Source organism: Macrococcus sp. GL_134, assembly GCF_057834705.1.
Genome location: NZ_CM174409.1, coordinates 807824 through 827699 on the forward strand (window position 1 = coordinate 807824; position 19876 = coordinate 827699).

Annotated in this window: 18 protein-coding genes; 15 read left to right on the forward strand and 3 right to left on the reverse strand. The window is 40.9% G+C overall.

Annotated elements, in window-relative coordinates; genetic code table 11:
* Positions 1 to 10: 10 nt before the first annotated feature.
* The 11 genes from coaBC (at position 11) to AC3IPL_RS04265 (ending at position 14099) form a co-directional block, all read left to right on the forward strand.
* Positions 11 to 1207 carry a bifunctional phosphopantothenoylcysteine decarboxylase/phosphopantothenate--cysteine ligase CoaBC gene (gene coaBC / locus AC3IPL_RS04215; protein WP_489241978.1) on the forward strand — a complete coding sequence of 399 codons (1197 nt, stop codon included), beginning with the start codon at positions 11 to 13 and terminating at the stop codon, positions 1205 to 1207.
* Entirely contained in the window at positions 1197 to 3575 is a 2379-nt protein-coding gene (priA, locus tag AC3IPL_RS04220) for a primosomal protein N' (protein WP_489241979.1), read from the forward strand. The genes coaBC and priA overlap by 11 nt, the downstream gene beginning before the upstream one ends.
* Before the next feature lie 168 nt (positions 3576 to 3743).
* Positions 3744 to 4256: a peptide deformylase gene (gene def, locus AC3IPL_RS04225; protein WP_489241980.1), complete on the forward strand. Its 513-nt coding sequence runs from the start codon at positions 3744 to 3746 to the stop codon at positions 4254 to 4256.
* Positions 4225 to 5154 (forward strand): methionyl-tRNA formyltransferase, encoded by a 930-nt coding sequence (gene fmt, locus AC3IPL_RS04230; protein WP_489241981.1) that lies wholly within the window; start codon positions 4225 to 4227, stop codon positions 5152 to 5154. The genes def and fmt overlap by 32 nt, the downstream gene beginning before the upstream one ends.
* Positions 5147 to 6454, forward strand: coding sequence for a 16S rRNA (cytosine(967)-C(5))-methyltransferase RsmB (rsmB, locus tag AC3IPL_RS04235; protein WP_489241982.1), 1308 nt, complete (start codon positions 5147 to 5149; stop codon positions 6452 to 6454). Before fmt ends, rsmB begins: the two co-directional genes overlap by 8 nt.
* The gene (gene rlmN / locus AC3IPL_RS04240) at positions 6454 to 7545 is read left to right on the forward strand and encodes a dual-specificity RNA methyltransferase RlmN (protein ID WP_489241983.1); all 1092 of its coding nucleotides are present in this window, start codon (positions 6454 to 6456) and stop codon (positions 7543 to 7545) included. The genes rsmB and rlmN overlap by 1 nt, the downstream gene beginning before the upstream one ends.
* 3 nt (positions 7546 to 7548) lie before the next feature.
* Positions 7549 to 8289, forward strand: coding sequence for a Stp1/IreP family PP2C-type Ser/Thr phosphatase (locus AC3IPL_RS04245; RefSeq protein ID WP_489242264.1), 741 nt, complete (start codon positions 7549 to 7551; stop codon positions 8287 to 8289).
* A complete protein-coding gene (gene pknB / locus AC3IPL_RS04250; protein ID WP_489241984.1) occupies positions 8289 to 10322 on the forward strand; it encodes a Stk1 family PASTA domain-containing Ser/Thr kinase in 2034 nt (677 codons plus the stop codon). Before AC3IPL_RS04245 ends, pknB begins: the two co-directional genes overlap by 1 nt.
* 87 nt (positions 10323 to 10409) lie before the next feature.
* The gene (gene sdrM / locus AC3IPL_RS04255; RefSeq protein WP_489241986.1) at positions 10410 to 11750 is read left to right on the forward strand and encodes a multidrug efflux MFS transporter SdrM; all 1341 of its coding nucleotides are present in this window, start codon (positions 10410 to 10412) and stop codon (positions 11748 to 11750) included.
* A gap of 102 nt (positions 11751 to 11852) precedes the next feature.
* The gene (locus AC3IPL_RS04260) at positions 11853 to 12776 is read left to right on the forward strand and encodes a hypothetical protein (RefSeq protein ID WP_489241987.1); all 924 of its coding nucleotides are present in this window, start codon (positions 11853 to 11855) and stop codon (positions 12774 to 12776) included.
* A gap of 45 nt (positions 12777 to 12821) precedes the next feature.
* Complete coding sequence (locus tag AC3IPL_RS04265) at positions 12822 to 14099, forward strand: cytochrome P450 (protein WP_489241988.1); 1278 nt, start codon at positions 12822 to 12824, stop codon at positions 14097 to 14099.
* 34 nt (positions 14100 to 14133) lie between these two features.
* On the opposite strand, the gene AC3IPL_RS04270 is transcribed toward AC3IPL_RS04265, so the two are convergent.
* Entirely contained in the window at positions 14134 to 14439 is a 306-nt protein-coding gene (locus AC3IPL_RS04270) for a rhodanese-like domain-containing protein (RefSeq protein ID WP_489241989.1), read from the reverse strand.
* A 157-nt stretch (positions 14440 to 14596) separates the two neighbouring features.
* Between AC3IPL_RS04270 and AC3IPL_RS04275 the strand changes: the two genes are divergently transcribed.
* The 4 genes from AC3IPL_RS04275 (at position 14597) to AC3IPL_RS04290 (ending at position 18052) form a co-directional block, all read left to right on the forward strand.
* Positions 14597 to 16585, forward strand: a complete 1989-nt coding sequence (locus tag AC3IPL_RS04275; protein WP_489241990.1) for a KUP/HAK/KT family potassium transporter — start codon at positions 14597 to 14599, stop codon at positions 16583 to 16585.
* 64 nt (positions 16586 to 16649) lie between these two features.
* Positions 16650 to 17177, forward strand: a complete 528-nt coding sequence (locus AC3IPL_RS04280; protein WP_101042853.1) for a helix-turn-helix domain-containing protein — start codon at positions 16650 to 16652, stop codon at positions 17175 to 17177.
* An 11-nt stretch (positions 17178 to 17188) separates the two neighbouring features.
* On the forward strand, positions 17189 to 17767 hold the full coding sequence (locus tag AC3IPL_RS04285) for an IS3 family transposase (RefSeq protein WP_489242266.1): 579 nt from the start codon (positions 17189 to 17191) through the stop codon (positions 17765 to 17767).
* 36 nt (positions 17768 to 17803) lie between these two features.
* The gene (locus AC3IPL_RS04290; protein WP_219503253.1) at positions 17804 to 18052 is read left to right on the forward strand and encodes an IS3 family transposase; all 249 of its coding nucleotides are present in this window, start codon (positions 17804 to 17806) and stop codon (positions 18050 to 18052) included.
* A 44-nt stretch (positions 18053 to 18096) separates the two neighbouring features.
* On the opposite strand, the gene AC3IPL_RS04295 is transcribed toward AC3IPL_RS04290, so the two are convergent.
* Entirely contained in the window at positions 18097 to 18774 is a 678-nt protein-coding gene (locus AC3IPL_RS04295) for an ABC transporter ATP-binding protein (protein WP_489241991.1), read from the reverse strand.
* Position 18775: 1 nt separating this feature from the next.
* Positions 18776 to 19825: an ABC transporter permease gene (locus tag AC3IPL_RS04300; RefSeq protein ID WP_489241992.1), complete on the reverse strand. Its 1050-nt coding sequence runs from the start codon at positions 19823 to 19825 to the stop codon at positions 18776 to 18778.
* Positions 19826 to 19876 lie beyond the last annotated feature (51 nt).

Sequence of the window (19876 nt, forward strand, 5' to 3'; positions counted from 1 at the left end):
GGAGGAAAACATGAAAATACTTCTCTGTGTAACAGGAGGCATCGCTGCTTATAAGGCTATTGATTTAACGAGTAAACTCGTACAGGCGGGGCACGACGTAAAAGTGCTGATGACTGAATCAGCTCAGAAGTTTGTCACGCCACTGCCATTTCAAGCATTGAGTCGCCATGAAGTCCATACTGATTTATTCGATGAAACAAATCCTGAAGTCGTCAAACATATAGACCTTGCAGACTGGGCCGATCTGAATGTAATAGCACCTGCAACAGCTGCTACAATCGGTAAACTTGCAAATGGTATTGCAGACAATATGGTGACAACGACATTGATTGCCTCGACAAAACCTACGCTTATTGCGCCGGCTATGAACAGTAATATGTATGCTAATCCTGCAGTGGTGCGTAATATGCAGCTGCTGCGTGAAATGAATTATCACTTTATCGAACCGAACAGCGGCTTTTTAGCATGCGGCTACGTGGCACAAGGTCGTATGGCGGAACCGCTGGAAATCAAAGAAGCGATAGAAACGTTTATGACGCGCCGCAAATATCATAATGATTATGCGGGACAGCGAATTTTGGTGACAGCAGGGCCGACAATCGAACCCATTGACGCAGTCAGATACATGACTAATCACTCTACCGGTAGAATGGGCTATGCCTTAGCAGAAGCAGCGGTATTACGTGGGGCAGAAGTTACACTTGTCAGTGGTCCAGTTCATCTCTCTCCTCCTAAAGGGGTCAATCTGATCAGTGTGAACAGCGCGACAGATATGTTTCAGGCAGTGACCGACAGAATGGATGACCAGGATATTATCATCAAAGCAGCAGCAGTTGCTGATTACACGCCGGAGAAATTTATCGAGGGCAAGATGAAGAAACAAGAAGGCGATTTGAATCTGTCTTTCAAACGGACGACTGATATATTGAAATATCTAGGAGAACATAAAACGCATCAATATCTTGTCGGTTTTGCTGCTGAAACTGAGCAGGTGGCCATGTATGCCAAAGATAAACTAGAGAAGAAAAATGCTGATGTGATTATCGCTAACAATGTAGGCGATCGATCCATCGGATTCCAGTCGACTGATAATGAAGTCGAGATGTTCTTTAAAGACGGCACTACAAAAAATATCAAGAAGATGCCTAAGATTGATGTGGCACATGAAATATTAACAGCGATAAAGAAGGGTCAAAATGTACGCTAAAGTTGTAGTTGACGTCAACGCCAAGCGAGTCGACAAACTATTTGATTATGCAGTACCAGAAGAACTTAAGTCGATGATAACGATTGGAATGCGTGTCATTGTACCGTTCGGACCGAGAAAAATTCAAGGCTATATCATTGAACTGCTGGACGGCGATTCAAATCAAACGTTAAAGCCGATCTACAGCATTCAAGATACAACACCTGAACTCAATGAAGAACTGATTGAACTGAGTGAATGGATGCAGAAGACGCATATCGCTAAACGTATCGCACTGCTCGATATTATGCTTCCTAATGCTGTCAAAGGGAAATATCAGAAAGTCTATCGTTTAATGGATGATACTATTCCTTCAACTATCACACAGTTGTTTAACAAACAAGGCATCAAAAAAATTTCAGACTGCACAGTCGATGAGTTATTAAAGCTGCAGAGCTATATAGCCTCAGGACAAGTGATTGAAGATATAGATGTCAGCCAGAAGCACCGGATCAAAACGCAGAAAGCTGTGAGACTGTCAAATATCGACATCGATACAGCACTTTTAACACTCCGGACAGCGAAACAGAAAGCACTTGTTGAATTAGTAGCAGATCATCAGCCGATGACTTTGAGAGACCTAAAAGAAATGGATTATTCTGCAGCTGTCATCAATGGGGTGGTCAGTAAAGGGATATTGGAGAAAATTGACATTGAAGAGACACGAGATCCTTACAAAGACCGTCTGTTCTTCTCAGATGACAAGAAGGTACTGCGAGAAGAGCAGCGGATAGCTTACGAGGCAGTTAAAAAGGCCGTCGATGAAAAACAGAGTGAAGTCTTTCTGATGCACGGCATTACTGGAAGCGGGAAGACTGAAGTTTACCTACAGGCGATATCTGACGTTCTCGAGCAAGGAATGACTGCATTAATGCTCGTACCTGAAATTGCATTGACACCACAGATGGTCGAACGCTTCAAAGCACGGTTTGGTGATGAGGTGGCAGTGCTTCATTCCGGACTCAGTGCAGGTGAACGATACGATGAATGGCGGAAAATCAGAAGTGGAGAGGCACGTGTATCAGTCGGAGCCCGCTCCAGTGTGTTTGCGCCGTTTAAAAATCTCGGTCTGATTATTATCGACGAAGAGCATGAAGCGAGCTATAAGCAGGCTGATTATCCTCGTTATCACGCGCGTGACGTAGCCATGTGGCGTGCGGAATACAACCACTGTCCAGTGATTCTCGGCAGCGCAACACCATCACTTGAAAGTTATGCGCGCGCTGAAAAAGGAGTCTATACGCTATTAACTATTAAAGAGCGGGCGAATCAATTTCCTGTGCCGTCCGTTCAGGTGGTCAATATGCGTGACGAACTGTCTGCCGGCAATCGCTCGATGTTCTCAGAAGCATTGACACATGCCATTAAAGATCGTATTCAAAAAGGTGAGCAAATCGTGCTGTTTTTAAACCGGCGTGGTCATGCTCAGTTTATGCTGTGCCGTGACTGCGGTTACGTGCCGCAGTGTCCGAACTGTGATATCAGTTTGACCTATCATAGAGTCACAGATGAGCTTAAATGCCATTACTGCGGCTACAAAGAACCCAAAGTATTAAACTGTCCAAACTGCACTGGTGAGCACATCCGTGAAATGGGCGTCGGAACACAGAAAGTAGAAGAGTTGATCTACAAACATTTTGACGGGGCTCAAGTGATTCGCATGGACAATGATACAACGTCCAAAAAAGGTGCGCATGAACGACTGTTGACTCAGTTTAAAAATGGTGAGGCAAATATTCTGCTCGGTACGCAGATGATTGCCAAAGGGCTTGATTTCCCGAATATCACGCTTGTCGGTGTCCTGAACGCAGATACAATGCTGAATCTGCCGGACTTCAGATCGGCAGAACGAACTTATCAATTACTGACACAAGTCGCAGGGAGGGCCGGTAGGGCTGAAAAAGAAGGACATGTCATTATTCAGACATACAATCCTGACCACTATGCGATAGAGCATGCTAAAAACAATGATTTTCTCGGTTTCTACAAACAGGAAATGCAGTTCCGAAAAGTGGGTAAGTATCCGCCTTACTTCTATCTCGTCAATCTTGTATTCAGTCAAGAGGATATGAAGAAAGTATTGCTGGAAAGTAGACATATTCATGAAGTACTTCTGCAGCATCTGACACCAGGAAGCTTTGTCCTCGGTCCAGCCCCTTGTGCCATCGGGAGGATTAATAATCAGTACCGCTTCCAGATCATCATCAAATTCAAGTCAGAGCCGGAACTGTTGAAGGCACTTACTTATCTTGATGACCACTATTACGAAAAGTTCGTCAAAGATAAATTTTCACTCAGCATTGATATTAATCCGCAGACAATGATGTAATAGTGATAAAATACACGATATATGATAATGTATGATAAAGAAACAATGAGCTGCTCGCATGCCTGCAAGCAGCTATTATTATTTGCTATTCAGTCTAATTATCATTTATACTATTATGATTGTATATATGAACAAAGATCATAGAACGACATGAAACGAGGAATGAAGATGGCCATCAAACCATTGATTAATGAAAGTAATGCTATACTGCACCGAGAAGTGAAGGACGTCACCCAATTTGACGATTCACTGCGTGAACTGATTCTAGATTTGGAAGATACGATGTTTGATTCAGATGGTGTAGGTATTGCTGCACCTCAGATTGGTGTGGACTTAAAAGTGGCGCTGGTTGACATGGAAGAAGACGGCATTCTGCAGCTGATTAACCCGGTCATTACATACTATTCTGAAGAAACAGAAGTAGATGTAGAAGGCTGTTTAAGTTTACCTGATATATACGGTGAAGTAGCTCGGAGTATTAAAATTGAACTGAAAGGCCATGATCTATCAGGACGAGCAGTAGAGATGACGGCTTTTGATGATGTCGCACGGGCGATTCAACATGAAGTCGATCATCTATATGGTACATTGTTCACTGAAAAGATGACGAGAGCTGTCAGCCTTGAAGAACTGGAGGAGATGTTTAGCGATGACGAAGATCATATTCATGGGAACGCCTGATTTCTCAACACCGATACTAAAAAAATTGGCTGAGTCTTACGACGTCATTGCTGTAGTCACACAACCAGATAAACCTGTGGGACGCAAAAAAGTGATGACGCCGCCGCCGGTCAAAGTTGCTGCCGAAGAACTGAACATTCCAGTCTATCAGCCGATAAAATTAACCAGCTCAGAAGAACTGGACCAAATCATTCAGCTGGCGCCGGACTTAATTGTTACAGCAGCCTATGGGCAATTATTGCCTGAGCGCCTGCTGGAAACACCGAGACTCGGCTGTATCAATGTCCACGCAAGTCTACTGCCTCAATATAGAGGAGGTGCACCGATTCATTACGCGGTCATCAACGGTGAGCAGCAGACAGGTGTCTCTATTATGTATATGGCTAAAAAACTTGATGCAGGTGATGTGATTAGTCAGCGTGCGCTGCCGATACAATTAAATGACACCGTTGGAACAGTTCATGATCGATTATCAGTGCTTGGTGTCGATCTGTTGATGGAAACACTGCCATCTATCATTGCAGGAACCAATGAACGAACTAAGCAGGATGAGACGCGGGTGTCATTTGCCTCTAATATTACTCGTCAAGATGAGTGGGTTGACTTTAATCGTCCTGCTATGGAAGTACACAATCAGATCAGAGGGTTATCGCCATGGCCGGTTGCATATGCTGATTATGAAGGCAAACCGATGAAATTATGGCGGGCTGAACTTGCGGATGGTCATGGAGCGCCAGGTGCCATTATTCATACCGATAAAGAAGGAATCGTTGTAGCGACTAAAGACGGTGCAGTTCGTCTGAAGGAAATACAGCCTTCAGGCAAGAAACGCATGGCAGCTGCAAGCTTTGCAGCAGGTCAGCAGAAAGATATAACGGGGATAACATTTAATGAATGATACTAATGTCAGATTAACCGCACTTAATATACTTGATAAAGTGTTGACTGAAGGCGGCTACAGCAATTTATTGATTAATGAAGCCATTAAGTCAGGGGCTGTCGAATTACAAGACCGGGCGTTGCTGACAGAAATCGTCTACGGAACACTTCAACGTAAATTGACACTTGAATTTTATCTTGAACCTTTTATTAAAACAACGATAAAAGGCTGGATGAGACGCCTGCTGATGATGAGTGTCTATCAGGCGGTATACTTGAATAAAATACCGGATCACGCCATCATCAACGAAGCAGTCGAAATTACAAAACGCCGAGGTTCAACAGCCGGAGCTAATACAGTGAATGCGATACTCCGCAATTTTCAGAGGACACCGCTGAGGGACTTCAATACTATTAAGGACGATTTGAAACGTCTCAGCATCGAAACCAGCACACCGCTCTGGCTCGTCAAACACTGGAAGACCCATTTCGGGCTTGAAGTGACTCGAGCAATTTGTCACAATTTGCTTGAACGGCCCGATACAAGTATTCGCATCAACACCACACGTCTGTCAGTAGACGAAGCCATTTTAAAACTTGAAGCGGATGGTTACCAAGTCAAGCAGTCGGCTATTGTACCTGAGTGTTTATTCATTGAAGGGCCGCCGATCGTACAGACACGACTCTTCAAAGATGGTTTAGTAAGCATACAAGATGCATCGTCCATGCTTGTCGCTCATATTATGGATCCTAAGCCAGGCGATATCATATTAGACACCTGCAGCGCACCAGGCGGGAAGACATGTCATATGGCAGAGCGGCTGAATCAATCCGGCCAGATCGACGCCTTTGATATTCATGACCATAAACTTGAATTGATTGACTTCAATTTACGCAAATTGCGCCTGACCAATGTGACGACTGGGATTCACGATGCAAGGGCACCGTTTGATAAGCAGTATGACAAAGTACTGGTCGATGCACCGTGCAGTGGACTTGGTGTTGCCAAGCGGAAACCGGAAATCAAGTATGACAAAACACAAAAAGACATCGACCAGCTGTGGCCGCTGCAGCTCGAAATACTATCGAATGCTGCACAAAGCGTCAAACCTGGCGGCGTATTGATTTACTCGACATGCACGATTGAGCAGATGGAAAATGAAAATGTCGTCTATTCATTTATTAAACAGAACAAAGACTTTGAAATTGAACCGATTGAAATCGGTGATGAAACCCATAAAACGCTACAGATTCTGCCGCATGACTTCAATGCAGACGGTTTCTTTATTGCGAAGTTAAGAAAAAAGGATGTGTCATAATGGCATTATTAGAAAAGAAGAAAAATCAATTCATGCCCAATTTTGAAAAACCGTCAATCTATTCATTGCAGTTGAATGAACTGAAAGACTGGCTGGCCGATCATGAGCACCAAGGATTCCGCGCGAAACAGATTTTTGACTGGCTGTATATCAAACGCATTACATCATTTGATGACATGAGCAATTTATCTAAAGAACTTCGTCAGCTGCTGGAAGATAATTTCTCAATCACAACGTTAAAAACAGTCGTCAAACAGGAAAGTAAAGACGGAACCATTAAATTTCTTTATGAACTGCAGGATGGTTATACGATTGAGACTGTATTGATGCGCCATGACTATGGTAATTCCGTATGTGTCACGACTCAAGTAGGCTGCCGAATCGGCTGTACATTCTGTGCCAGTACACTAGGCGGACTCAAAAGGAATCTGGAGGCCGGCGAAATCGTCGCGCAAGTATTAAACGTTCAACAGGCACTGGATTTAACGGGTGAACGTGTCAGTCATGTCGTCATCATGGGGATCGGTGAACCGTTTGAAAATTACGATGAGATGATGGATTTCCTGAAGATCATCAATCATGATGACGGCCTGAATATCGGGGCACGACATATTACTGTATCAACTTCTGGTATCATTCCTAGAATCTATGATTTTGCTGATGAGGAGCTTCAGATCAACTTTGCCCTCAGCCTGCATGGACCTAACAACGACATCCGTTCACGCTTGATGCCGATTAACCGTGCATATGATCTTGATAAACTGATGGAAGCAATTGAATACTACACGGCTAAAACAGGACGTCGGATCACTTTTGAATATGGGTTATTCGGTGGCGTTAACGATCAAGTGCCTCATGCGAGAGAGCTTGCTCAGTTAATTAAGCATCTCAACTGTCATGTCAATTTGATTCCAGTGAACCACGTACCAGAACGTGATTATGTTCGTACACCAAAAGAAGATATCTTTAAGTTCGAAAAAGAATTAAAAAGAAATGGGATTAATGCTACAATTAGACGTGAACATGGTTCTGATATCGACGCTGCCTGTGGACAGCTAAGAGCCAAAGAAAGACAGGAAGAAACGAGGTAGCAGCTGATGGATGCACATTTTTTTACAGATATAGGTGGGACGCGTACACGCAATGAAGATGCGGGTGGTGTCTTTAGAAACCATACCGGTCAAGTCCTATTACTGATTTGTGACGGAATGGGCGGACATAATGCAGGGGATGTAGCCAGCAGCTTTGTTGCCACACGGATTAAGGAACGTTTTGAGGAAGAAAACTATATTGAATATCAGCAGGCCGAAAGCTGGTTGAAGTCCAATATTTCAGATATTAACCGCCAGCTATATAGTCTCGCTCATCAACATGATGTCAATCATGGCATGGGGACCACATTGGTGGCCGCCATGATATTTGAAGGAAAAGTGGTCATTGCCAATGTTGGTGATTCAAGAGCTTATTTCATCAATGAGCGTGAGTTCAGACAATTGACTCATGACCACAGCTTCGTCAATCATTTGGTCATGGCAGGTGAACTGACAAAAGAAGAGGCGGCACGCCATCCTCAGCGCAATATCATTACGAAAGTACTTGGGACAGACAAACGGGTACATCCAGATATATTTTTCTACGAAACGAAGCATTACGATACGATCATGCTGTCGTCAGATGGTTTGACCGATTATGTACCTGAACAGCACATTCATGAAGTCTTCAATGAAGAAGGTCATCTTGAGCAAATCGGGGCAGCATTGATTGACTTGGCACTGAAAAGTAATGTGCAGGACAATGTATCATTCGTCCTCTGTCACTTAGGGGGTGCCCGCTAATGCTTGGGACCATCATCAGTGAACGCTATAGACTGATCCGCTATATCGGCGGCGGTGGAATGAGCAATGTTTATCTTGCTGAGGATATTATTCTCAACAGAAAAGCAGCGGTAAAAATTATCAATATTCCTCCGAATGACAAAGAGCGGGTCGTACAGAGGTTTGAGCGCGAAGTTCAGAATGCAACAACATTATCTCATCCTAACATCGTTAAAGTGATTGATGTTGACGAAGATGATCATCATTACTATTTAATTATGGAGTATATAGAAGGGCCGACATTATCGGAATATATTCGTGAACACGGGCCGTTGTCTGTTGATGAAGCAATTCTCTTCACAAAGCAGATTCTCCGTGGAATCGGTGATGCCCATCACCATATGATCATTCATAGAGATATCAAGCCTCAAAATATATTGCTGACCGACAACAAGGAAGTTAAGATCACTGATTTCGGAATTGCCCGCGCTTTGAGTGAAACGGCGATGACACAGACGAATCATGTGATGGGATCTGTCCACTACCTGCCGCCTGAGCAGGCGAAAGGAAAAGCAGCAGACGAATCTGCGGATATTTATTCTATCGGTATTGTCTTGTTTGAGATGTTGACTGGTCATCCACCGTTTGAAGGTGATTCGCCAGTGAGTATTGCTATTAAGCATATCCAGGACCCCCTTCCTGAAATTTCATCTGTCCGGACAGATGTCCCTCAAAGTCTTGAAAATGTTGTCATCAAGGCAACGATGAAAGATAAGTACAGCAGGTACCGGTCGACTGAAAATATGTATGAAGATCTGTCTACTGTACTTGATACAGCGAGAGAGAAGGAAGAGCCCTTTAAAATCATGGATGATAAGACGATGATGATTCCCGTCATCGATGAACAGACGAAGACGGTCAGCCCTGTGACGGCAACTGCTGTTGATAGTGATACAGAACATGAACAGCAGCCGGCAAAAAATAAGCTTCTGCTCTTACTAGTTCCGTTATTATTCATGTTACTGCTGCTCAGTGGAATTATCTGGTATATGTTTTTGCCGAAATACAGTGATGTCCCTGACTTTGACAATAAGAGCCTGGCTGAAGCGGTTGCATTGCTCGAACAGGAGAATTTAAGAAAAGGGACCGTGAGTTATGAGTATTCCGCTGATTATGATGATGGTCAAATCATCAGTGCTTCTCCAAAATCAGGCACTAAACTAAAGGAAATGACAAAAGTCAATCTGCTCGTTTCAAAAGGTCTTAAGAAATATACTGTCAAAAATTATAAAGGCAAAAAAATTGACGGAGTAAGAACAACACTTGAAAAAGCAGGGTTTAAGAAAGTAACAGTCAAAGAAGTGTATAATGCGGAAGAAGAAGATATTATCTTGTCACAGAGCTTAAATCCAGGTCGCCAGGTTATACCTAGTCAGTCAACTATTACATTCAAGGTTTCTAAAGGTCCTCAGCAGATCTATGTAGATGATTATACGGGTCAATCGATGGACTTGGCACGATCAGAACTGGAAGCGCTAGGCTTTGTCGTAAATGTCATTGCTGAAAATTACAGCGATGATGTGAAAAAAGGCAGTATTATCTCACAAAATGCTAAAAATATGAAATTTGCGTTTGGTTCTACGATTAATTTCGAAGTTTCAAAAGGGAAAGAGCCGACTGAAGATAAGCCGACAACTGAAGCGCCTAGGACTGAAGAACCCGAAACAGAGGAACCAACGACAGAGAAACCAACGACTGAAGAACCCAATCAACCGGATAAAAAGTACACAGAGTCAGTGACCATTCCATATAAAAAAAGTGAGAACACTTCCACTGAAGAAGGTCAGCCTGAAGAAACGCCTAAACAGATTGTAGAAATCTATATCAATGATAAAAACAATAGTCAGGATGAAGTATTTGAATCATTCGAAATGGATAAGGAAACCACTAAAAAAATAATGATGACTATCGAGCCTGATCAACAGGCAACTTACATCATCAAAATTGATGGTGAAATTTTTCAAAAAGAAGTGATTGATTACGACGAAATATAGCACCAGTCATTGGACTGGTGCTTTTATGTTATCTATCAAATATAGTCCGCAACTATGTTATGATTTTAGCGGGAAGAGAGGTCAATTATGAATTATAAATCAACCATTATCATTATCGCTTTAATTTTGATTATGTTTATGTCTGCTATTGAGACATCTATTATTTCTCTGGCGCTGCCAACAATCAAAGAAGATTTAAATGTCACAAGTTCAATATCTCTCGTTTTTGCAGTGTATTTCATTGCGATTGTCATTGCTAATCCAATTGTCGGGGAGTTATTATCTAGATTCAAAATCATTTATTTAACAATTGCTGGATTGCTGTTATTCACAGCAGGAAGTCTATTTTCAGGGTTAAGTGAGACATTCACTTTTCTTGTGGCATCCCGTTTCATTCAAGGGCTCGGGTCGGGTATTTTGATGGCGCTCAGCCAAATTGTTCCGAAGCTTGCATTTCCTATTCCATTCCGTTACAAAGTGATGGGAATGGTCGGTAGTGTCTGGGGTGTCGCTAGTCTGCTCGGTCCGCTGCTCGGTGGTGCCATTCTAGAAATTGCTACTTGGCACTGGTTGTTCTTTGTCAATATTCCGATTGCCATTATCGCAGGCATTCTCGTTCTTATGACGTTCCATTTCGAAGATGAGGTGCTCATCAATCAGCGCCTGGATTACAAAGGAATGACGATGTTTTACCTATTGATTGCTGCGATCTTGACTGCAGTCATGAACAAATCTCATATGACGATTAATATTCTTGCAGTAGTGATTGCAGTCGCTGCGGGTTATGTACTGTTAAAAATCGAGAAAAAAGAGCCGCTGCCTTTCATTCCGGTGAATGAATTCAACCGGCATACCGTCATTGTCTTTATTACTGAATTTCTATTTGGAATCATATTGATGGGTTATAACTTATATATGCCGCTGTACTTGCAGGAGCAGGTCGGACTGTCACCGCTGCAGAGTGGTCTGACGATTTTTCCGTTGTCGCTTGCCTGGATTTCCATTAACTTTTCTCTTGCAAGATTTGAGGCAGGTCGAACGAAGAAAACATTGTATTTAACCGCCTTCACAAGTTTGATTATCTGCAGCGTGATTTTATTGTTCGGCAGCGAGGCACCGTTACTTGTTGCAGTGAGCCTTCTGCTTGCGGGTGCAAGTTTCGGTACGGTCTATACTAAAAATAGTGTGACTGTACAGGAAGAATCCTCCCCTGAGCACATGAAGCGGATGATGTCGTTATATACGCTGACAAAGAGTTTTGGTAACTCAATTGGTTCAACCGTGATGGGTTATATTTATGCACTTCCACTAATGATAGGCGGGACGATCCATAATGTGATGCTGACAGCTGTCATCATTAGTATGATACTGATCATCATTTGGTCATCTTTATATTCAGCCCGGGAACCTGTTGTCCAGGAAAGCTAGCAGCGTGAAGGTAATTTGTTAAATTAATAGTCTATTCATATGATAAACAGGGTACAATGTTTTATAATCATCGTGATAAACGTCATTAGAAGGAGGACAATCATGGATAATTACTTGGCGATTTTTCTGGAGGTCAAACAACGTCTGGAAACACTAGGTTATAGAGACGATGAAGTGAGCAGCAACTATGAAGAGATTTTTCGTAAGTTGTCACCGAACAGTCTTACTTTCCAGCAGTTGATGGTTGAATATTTAGGAGAATTCAATGTCAAATCAATGGATTATATTGATCAGCATGACTGGACAAATGGCATACGTGTCAGAAGACATCATGATGCATTGATTGTGACTGATGTTGAAAACGCGCTTCAGTTTGTTGTAGGAGATGAGATTACGGCACTGTCAGGAGACACTATCGCTGAACTAGCAGAGCGTTACAAGAAACTGCTATTTAATGAACCTCCTGAAAGACAGGACTGGCATCCTATTTTAAGAAAACAGAATCGTGCACAAGTCAAGCGTGGCAATCAGTCCTATGAGTTTGATCTTCATGTCTATGAAGATGATATAAGAATATCAGAAACGGAGCATCGTGGGTTTTCTGAAGTCATTATCTATGAAATCAAAGCATTGCATCAATATTTGCATCATGACATCGGGCCGGTCCTCATTGATTTAAGACAGTCGTACGGTGTTGTCCCTGAAAATCAGATTATCTGGATGGTCGAGCAGTTGGCGTCAAAACAATTTGTGCTGCTCATCGATTCATTCACTAAAGGCAGTGCGGAGCGGCTCGCATCCTATTTTGAGGGTCAAGGAAGGCTAGTGGGACGAGAAACATACGGTCAGGCCGGGCGGCTTGAGAAAATAGCGCTCGGGGATCATTTTTTTATTTACTCTACAGATAAAGATAGAACAGTTCTTCCGGATGTTATGGTAGAATTAAATGAGTCTTCATATTTGCATGATGATATCAGAGAGGCGGGTATACAAGAGTTATTGGCCCGGCTTAATATTCAGCAGTAGTATAAAGATGAAGAACATTAGTATAAGTACATAGGAGGAATTCTGATGAGCAAGCCCATTCCAAAGGATAAGGGAATAGACAAAACATTAACTGTCATGAAAGAAGGATATGAATACGTTTCTAACCGTACTAAAAAATTCAATTCTGATATCTTCGAGACACGTGTCCTTGGCGGCACACGCGCTATGGTTATCAGCGGCAAAGAAGCAGCAGAGTTATTTTATGACAATGATAAAATTGAACGTAAAAATACATTGCCGCCACGTGTTGTAAAAACACTGTTTGGTAAAGGTGCGATTCATACAACAACGGATAAAGTTCACATTGACAGAAAATCATTATTCATGTCTTTAATGACTGAAAACAATCTTGAATATTTGAGAAAATTAACGCGTAATTTCTGGTATCAAAACACAGAACGCATGCAGCTGATGGGCAAAGTGAATGTCTACAAAGAATCTATTATTCTGTTGACTAAAGTCGGCTTCCGCTGGGCAGGGGTGACTGACAAACCTGAAAAAATTGAGCAGCATGCAATGGATATGGACAAAATGATCGATTCATTTGGTTCTATCGGTACTGCTTATAAAGGTTACCGTGAAGCGAAGAAAGCACGTGCGCGTGTAGAAGATTTCCTTGAAAAGCAAATTATCGATACACGTAAAGGTAAGCTTCATCCTGAAGAAGGAACGGCACTTCATTCATTCAGTCACTGGAAAGACTTCCAGGGGAACCATATGGATTCAAGAATTGCAGCCGTTGATTTGATGAATGTTATTCGTCCGTTAGTAGCGATCAACCGTTTTATTGCTTATGGTGTTCTTGCACTCCATGAGTTTCCAGGTGAACGCGAAAGAGTCGCAGCAAACGAAAATAACTATGCTTACAAATTCACTCAGGAATTGAGAAGATACTTCCCATTTGTTCCTTTCCTTCCTGCAAAAGCTAAAGTAGATATCGATTTCCAAGGCCATATCATTCCGAAAGATACAATGATTGTACTAGATATCTTCGGTACATTGCACCGTGAAGACTTATGGGAAGATCCAGAACGTTTCTATCCAGAACGTTTCGAAAACTGGGATGGTTCACCATTTGACTTAATTCCTCAAGGTGGCGGCGATTACTATACAAATCACCGTTGTGCTGGTGAATGGATGACCATCATCATCATGGAAGAAACAATGAAATACTTTGCAAGTGAAATCACATATGATGTTCCGGCACAGGACTTCACAGTTGACCGAACTAAATTGCCAGGTCGTGTGAAGAGTGGGATGGACATTGAAAATGTACGTTTAAACTTTGACCGTACAGTATAACAAAAAAAGATTCTGTCATTGACAGAATCTTTTTTTAATAGGTTATTTCTCCATGCCAGTCATCCATGCCGCCTTCAACATTCGTCACATCATAACCTAATTCATGTAAATAATCGGCTGCTTGTTGAGAACGACCGCCGCGTTTGCAGATGACATAATAAGCTTTATGATTGTCTAGTTCCATCGCATGTTCATCAAGAGAGGATAACGGCATATTGACCGCATCATGAATATGCCCGTTAGTGAATTCGTCAACTTCTCTCACGTCTAGAACAATATCGTCAGTTGCAGATTGCAGTGCATCCTGCAATGCTTCAGTAGTTACAGATTTAATTGTCATTTTAGCACCTCACAGCAATAATTGATTACGTGTTTAGTATAACATGGACGTAGATAACAGGGGTGATATTTTAATCAAATAAGGATTGCTATATTGGATAAGCCGCTGTATGATATACCATTGTAAGCTCAATAATTTAAGAGAAGAAGGTATAGTTATGCCGCGAAATAATAGACAGGTCCAATTAGGATTAATGTTAGTGGCCCTTGGAATTGTCTACGGAGATATCGGAACATCTCCTTTATATGTGATGAAAGCGATTGTTGAAACGAACGGTGGCATGAGAGCAATGACTGAAGATTATATCATCGGCTGTCTGTCCCTGGTCATTTGGACGATTACATTACTCACAACGGTCAAATATGTACTCATTGCGATGCAGGCTGATAACCACGGCGAAGGTGGCATCTTCAGCCTCTATACATTAGTGCGAAAGCGGAGACGCTGGTTGATAGTTCCTGCGATCATCGGAGGCGCTGCATTGCTGGCTGATGGTGTATTGACGCCTGCAGTCACAGTGACAGCTGCTATAGAAGGGATGCAGGAGATTCCTGCCTTGAAAAACAGTCTCGTTACCGACCGAACAAATATCGTCATAATCGTCATTGTGATTATCTCACTCATATTTTTTGCTCAGCGGTTTGGAACCGGCAGCATCGGTAAAATATTCGGTCCTTTTATGCTGATATGGTTTTCTATGATGGGACTGTTCGGTATTATTCAATTATCAACAGATTTGTCTGTGCTGCGAGCGTTCAATCCGTTATATGGGATACGCGTCTTGTTCGACGACAGTAATAAGATGGGGCTGCTCATTCTCGGAACAGTCTTTCTGTCGACGACCGGTGCTGAGGCATTGTATTCAGATATGGGGCATGTTGGGAAGCATTCTATCTTTCGCACATGGCCGTTTGTCAAATTAATGCTGCTACTCAGTTATTTTGGACAGTCAGCATGGATTATCGACCATATTAAAAAACAGGATATGCTGGATCATCAAGACTTGAATCCATTCTTTCAAGTGATGCCGGATTCTTTTATCGTCTTTGGTGTGATCATCGCGACGGGGGCTGCGATTATCGCTTCTCAAGCCTTAATCTCAGGCAGCTTTACATTAGTGTCAGAAGCGATTCACTTAAGGCTGCTGCCGAAACTCGATATAAAATATCCATCAACGATGAAAGGGCAGATGTATATCCCGGCTGTCACATTAAGTATATGGTTACTATGTATTTTAGTCGTCCTGTATTTCAAGACATCAGTCAATATGGAGGCTGCCTATGGTTTAAGTATTACAGTGACGATGTTGATGTCGACAATATTAATCTATCATTATCTATCGATGAAGAATGTCGACAGAGGTCTGATTATAATAATCACTGGATTTTTTATGATGCTTGAGAGTGCATTCTTCTTCTCAAGTCTTGCTAAATTCCTGCACGGTGGTTATATCGCAGTATTGATTTCAGTAGCTGTCATCGGATTGATGGTCATCTGGTACAAAGGCTATCAAATTAAAAATAAGCGTACGTTTGATGTATATATTGACCTTTACGTCAATCAGCTGAAGGCGCTGGCAGCAGATGACAGCGTTCCAAAATATGCAACCAACTTGGTCTATTTATCTACAACGGATGAGATGAAGATGATAGAGAAGCAGGCATTGAAATCAATCCTGGATGGAAGACCGAAGCGGGCAGACGTCTACTGGTTCGTCAATGTCAAAGTGTCTGACAAACCATTTCAAGTCAATTATCAAATAGAGAGCTTCGGAACAAAAAACATCTTTAAGGTTCAGTTGATACTTGGCTTCAGAATTCATCAGAATATCAATCTGTACATCAAGCAGATTGCGGCCCATATGCTGAAAGAAGGCTGTATTGACGAACAGACACGTGTATACGGAACAAACCCTACAAGAATCATCGGCGACTTCGCTTACATACTGCTGATGGATGAACTGCCGATTGATGCTAATATTTCATGGTTTGATCGACTGATCATGCAGTTGAAAATCATGCTGAAAAAATATACTGCTTCACCGACAAAGTGGTTTGAACTGCCGGCAAATGAAGTGGTCTATGAATCGATTCCCATTTCACTGCCGTCATATAAGGCGCCACCGATTAAACGTATCGATAGTTAAAAAAACCCGCTGTCCGGACATGAAGTGCACCCCTAAAGTTGAACCTTAAAATTCAACTTTAGGGGTGTTTATTTTGAATAAAAAGCATGATCTTGATTTTAAATTAAAACTAATCAAAGAATATAAAGAAGGAAATATTGGTTATGATTCATTAAGTAACAAATATGATATCGATCCTTCACAACTAAAAACATGGACTTACCAATTTGATACCTTCGGTATTGACGGCCTTATATCCAGTATGACCAGAAAGAAATATTCAACAGATGAAAAATTAAGAATCATTCAGTATAGAATTACTAATCAACTTTCATATAAAGAAACTGCTAGAATCTTTGAGATTACTAATCCTACTTTAATAGCTCAGTGGCAGATGAAATACAATCAATATGGTATCCTAGGTTTAGAATCAAAACCGAAGGGTCGTGCGTCTAAAACTATGAAAAATAAAAAGGTTGATAACACTAGTTTAAACGAAAGTGAACGACAAGAATTAATACGCTTACGTGAGGAAAACAGGAGATTAGAAATCGCAATTGCTCTCGAAAAAAAGTTACAATCCTTAGCTCGAAAAAATCAAACAAAGAAATAGTAGCTGCTATTATCGAGTTAAGGAATGAATCTAACTATAAGTTAAAAGAAATATTATCAGTAGCTATGATAGCGAAAAGTGTATACCATTATTGGAAATTACGACTTAGTGTCACTAAACATAAAGACAATTATTTAATTACTTTGATTAAAGAAATCATTAACAAACATAAAAATAGGATAGGTTATCGTACAGTAACCGACGAACTAAGAGAGTTAGGTTTTGTAGTTAACCATAAAAAAGTTCTTAGAATAATGAGAGAAAATAATTTACTTTGTACAAAGTTTAAGCATAGAAATAGAACATATAAGTCGTACAAAGGGAAAGTTGGCAAAACAGCTAAGAATAAATTGAATCGTAGATTCGTAACTAATCGCCCATATCAAAAATTACTTACTGATGTAACACAATTCAACATTAAAAATGGAACTAAGCTATATCTGTCAACAATTTTTGATGTATGTTCGAAAGAGATTATTTCTTATTCAATTAGTAAGCGTCCAACATTGGAATTCGTTGTGGAATCATTGTTAAAAGCAATTAATGTAATTCCAGACCTTCCCTATAGAACTACAATCCATTCCGATTAAGGGTGGCAATATCAGCATAAATCTTGGGTACAATCTTTGAAAAAGAATAGAATTATTCAAAGCATGTCTAGAAAAGGTAATTGTCTTGATAATTCTCCGATGGAGAATTTCTTTGGTATTTTAAAACAAGAAATGTTTTATGGAGAAACATTTGATTCTTATGATGAACTAGAAGAGGAGATTATTGACTATATGGAGTATTATAATTTAGTCAGAAAGAAGAGAAAATTAAAAAGCAAGACTCCTGTAGAATACAGAAATCTTGCTTTAATGAAAGTAGCTTAATAAAAAGTTCAACTTTTTGGGTTCACTACAACAGCGGGTTTTTTCTATGAATGGCTTTCTGTGATTAAATCACCATCTTCTAGATAATACGTTTGATCTGTATAGTTGAAGAGTCGCTGATCATGAGTGATCATGATACAGGCAGCACCTGATTGTTTGACACGTTGTTTTAACATTTCAACCACTTCAGAAGCACGCTCTTTGTCAAGGCTTGCCGTTGGTTCATCAGCGAGAATTAATTTTGGATCATTCATAAATGCGCGGGCAATTGCTGTTCTTTGTTTTTCTCCTCCGGATAATTCTTTTGGGAAAGCGTTGAGACGATGACCTAACCCGAAAGAAGTCAATAACTCTTCAGCACGTAGTGCTGCTTGTTTTTTTGTTTGTCCTGCTTCAGTACCGACAGTAACCAGCTGGTCTGTAACATTCAAATAAGGAATTAAGTGAGACGACTGAAAGATAAATCCGATATCTTTTAGTCTCATTTCTGTTCTTTCATTATCGGACAATTGACGCCATGTGCGACCATTTAATTTAATATCACCACCTGTAGGTGTGAGAAGTGCTCCTACAATAGACAAAAGGGTACTTTTTCCTGATCCTGATGGCCCGTATAATGCAATAATTTCACCTGCTTCAATCTGAAGATTAATATCTTTTAATACGTGAGCGGCCTGTTCACCACTGCCGTAAGTTTTAGAAATATTTTCAATGGATAACATACTATTCTCCTCCTAAGGCCACTTGTGGGTCTATTTTTATAACTTTAATGAGTGACATCATCGCTCCAATCAATGACACAACAAAGAACAAACCGGTAAGAATCAATGCGAGACTTTCGTTCAAATAGAACGGCATAGTCACTGGCAGAAACATAGCGATAACAATAGTCAGTATAATCGCTGTTGTGACACCGATAAAAGTTATCAACATAATTTCGATTAGAATAACGAGCGCAATTTTACGGTTTTTCATTCCAATCGCTTTTAATATTCCATATTCATTCGTCTTTTGAATGGTAATTACATAAAAGAACGCAGAGATTACAATGGCTGAGATAACGAATAAGAATATCACCATGAGCTGTAATGGCATCTGCTCTGCCTCATAGCTTGGGATTCCTTTTTTCAATTCGTCAGCTGTAATAATGTCAGAATTTTTTAGGTCATCTTTAATATCTTTGTCCAGTTCAGAGTTTATCAGTCCAGCATTAGGCGTAACATCAGGATTAAATAATTTGAATCCAGACTTTGTAACAATGGCAGCAGATGTATGGGCATACATTTCTTTTTCAATGAAACCAGTCACTTTATAGCGAATGGTCTGCTGTCCATCCTCTTTATTTTTTACTGTGAGTGTATCGTTCAATTTTAAGTCGCCTTTTAGTGACTCGTCGACAGCCATTTCGTCGGCCGCTTCAGGCATACGTCCAGCAACGAGAGTGCGCGCCGGTAGATTGTCTGAATAGATGGCCGCTACAGTGAGATTATTCGTCATAGGAAGTAGCTGCATTGATAACATCCCTATATCATGAGCTTCAAGTACTTTTCTGTCTTTGTCGCTAAGGGCAGATTGTGTCAGCTGATGGTCAGCTTCTTCATCAACGATATAATACTTGGCATTCATATGATCAATCATTGAAACGTTATCTTGTCCTAATCCTTGTGCTAAACTAGAAACAAATAATACGAGAAATGCAAGCAGGAATAAAATCGCTGTAATGAGTAAGTATTTCAGTTTATAATAAGAGAGTTCTTTTAACGCTAATTTCATGATGATCTTCCTTTCCTTAACTTATGATATAACGAGTTTAAAATATTAATA

Coding starts and splice junctions, on each gene's coding strand:
- coaBC (WP_489241978.1), top strand. CDS start 11: ATGAAAATACTTCTCTGTGTAACAGGAGGCATCGCTGCTTATAAGGCT.
- priA (WP_489241979.1), top strand. CDS start 1,197: ATGTACGCTAAAGTTGTAGTTGACGTCAACGCCAAGCGAGTCGACAAA.
- def (WP_489241980.1), top strand. CDS start 3,744: ATGGCCATCAAACCATTGATTAATGAAAGTAATGCTATACTGCACCGA.
- fmt (WP_489241981.1), top strand. CDS start 4,225: ATGACGAAGATCATATTCATGGGAACGCCTGATTTCTCAACACCGATA.
- rsmB (WP_489241982.1), top strand. CDS start 5,147: ATGAATGATACTAATGTCAGATTAACCGCACTTAATATACTTGATAAA.
- rlmN (WP_489241983.1), top strand. CDS start 6,454: ATGGCATTATTAGAAAAGAAGAAAAATCAATTCATGCCCAATTTTGAA.
- pknB (WP_489241984.1), top strand. CDS start 8,289: ATGCTTGGGACCATCATCAGTGAACGCTATAGACTGATCCGCTATATC.
- sdrM (WP_489241986.1), top strand. CDS start 10,410: ATGAATTATAAATCAACCATTATCATTATCGCTTTAATTTTGATTATG.
- AC3IPL_RS04260 (WP_489241987.1), top strand. CDS start 11,853: ATGGATAATTACTTGGCGATTTTTCTGGAGGTCAAACAACGTCTGGAA.
- AC3IPL_RS04265 (WP_489241988.1), top strand. CDS start 12,822: ATGAGCAAGCCCATTCCAAAGGATAAGGGAATAGACAAAACATTAACT.
- AC3IPL_RS04270 (WP_489241989.1), bottom strand. CDS start 14,439: ATGACAATTAAATCTGTAACTACTGAAGCATTGCAGGATGCACTGCAA.
- AC3IPL_RS04275 (WP_489241990.1), top strand. CDS start 14,597: ATGCCGCGAAATAATAGACAGGTCCAATTAGGATTAATGTTAGTGGCC.
- AC3IPL_RS04295 (WP_489241991.1), bottom strand. CDS start 18,774: ATGTTATCCATTGAAAATATTTCTAAAACTTACGGCAGTGGTGAACAG.
- AC3IPL_RS04300 (WP_489241992.1), bottom strand. CDS start 19,825: ATGAAATTAGCGTTAAAAGAACTCTCTTATTATAAACTGAAATACTTA.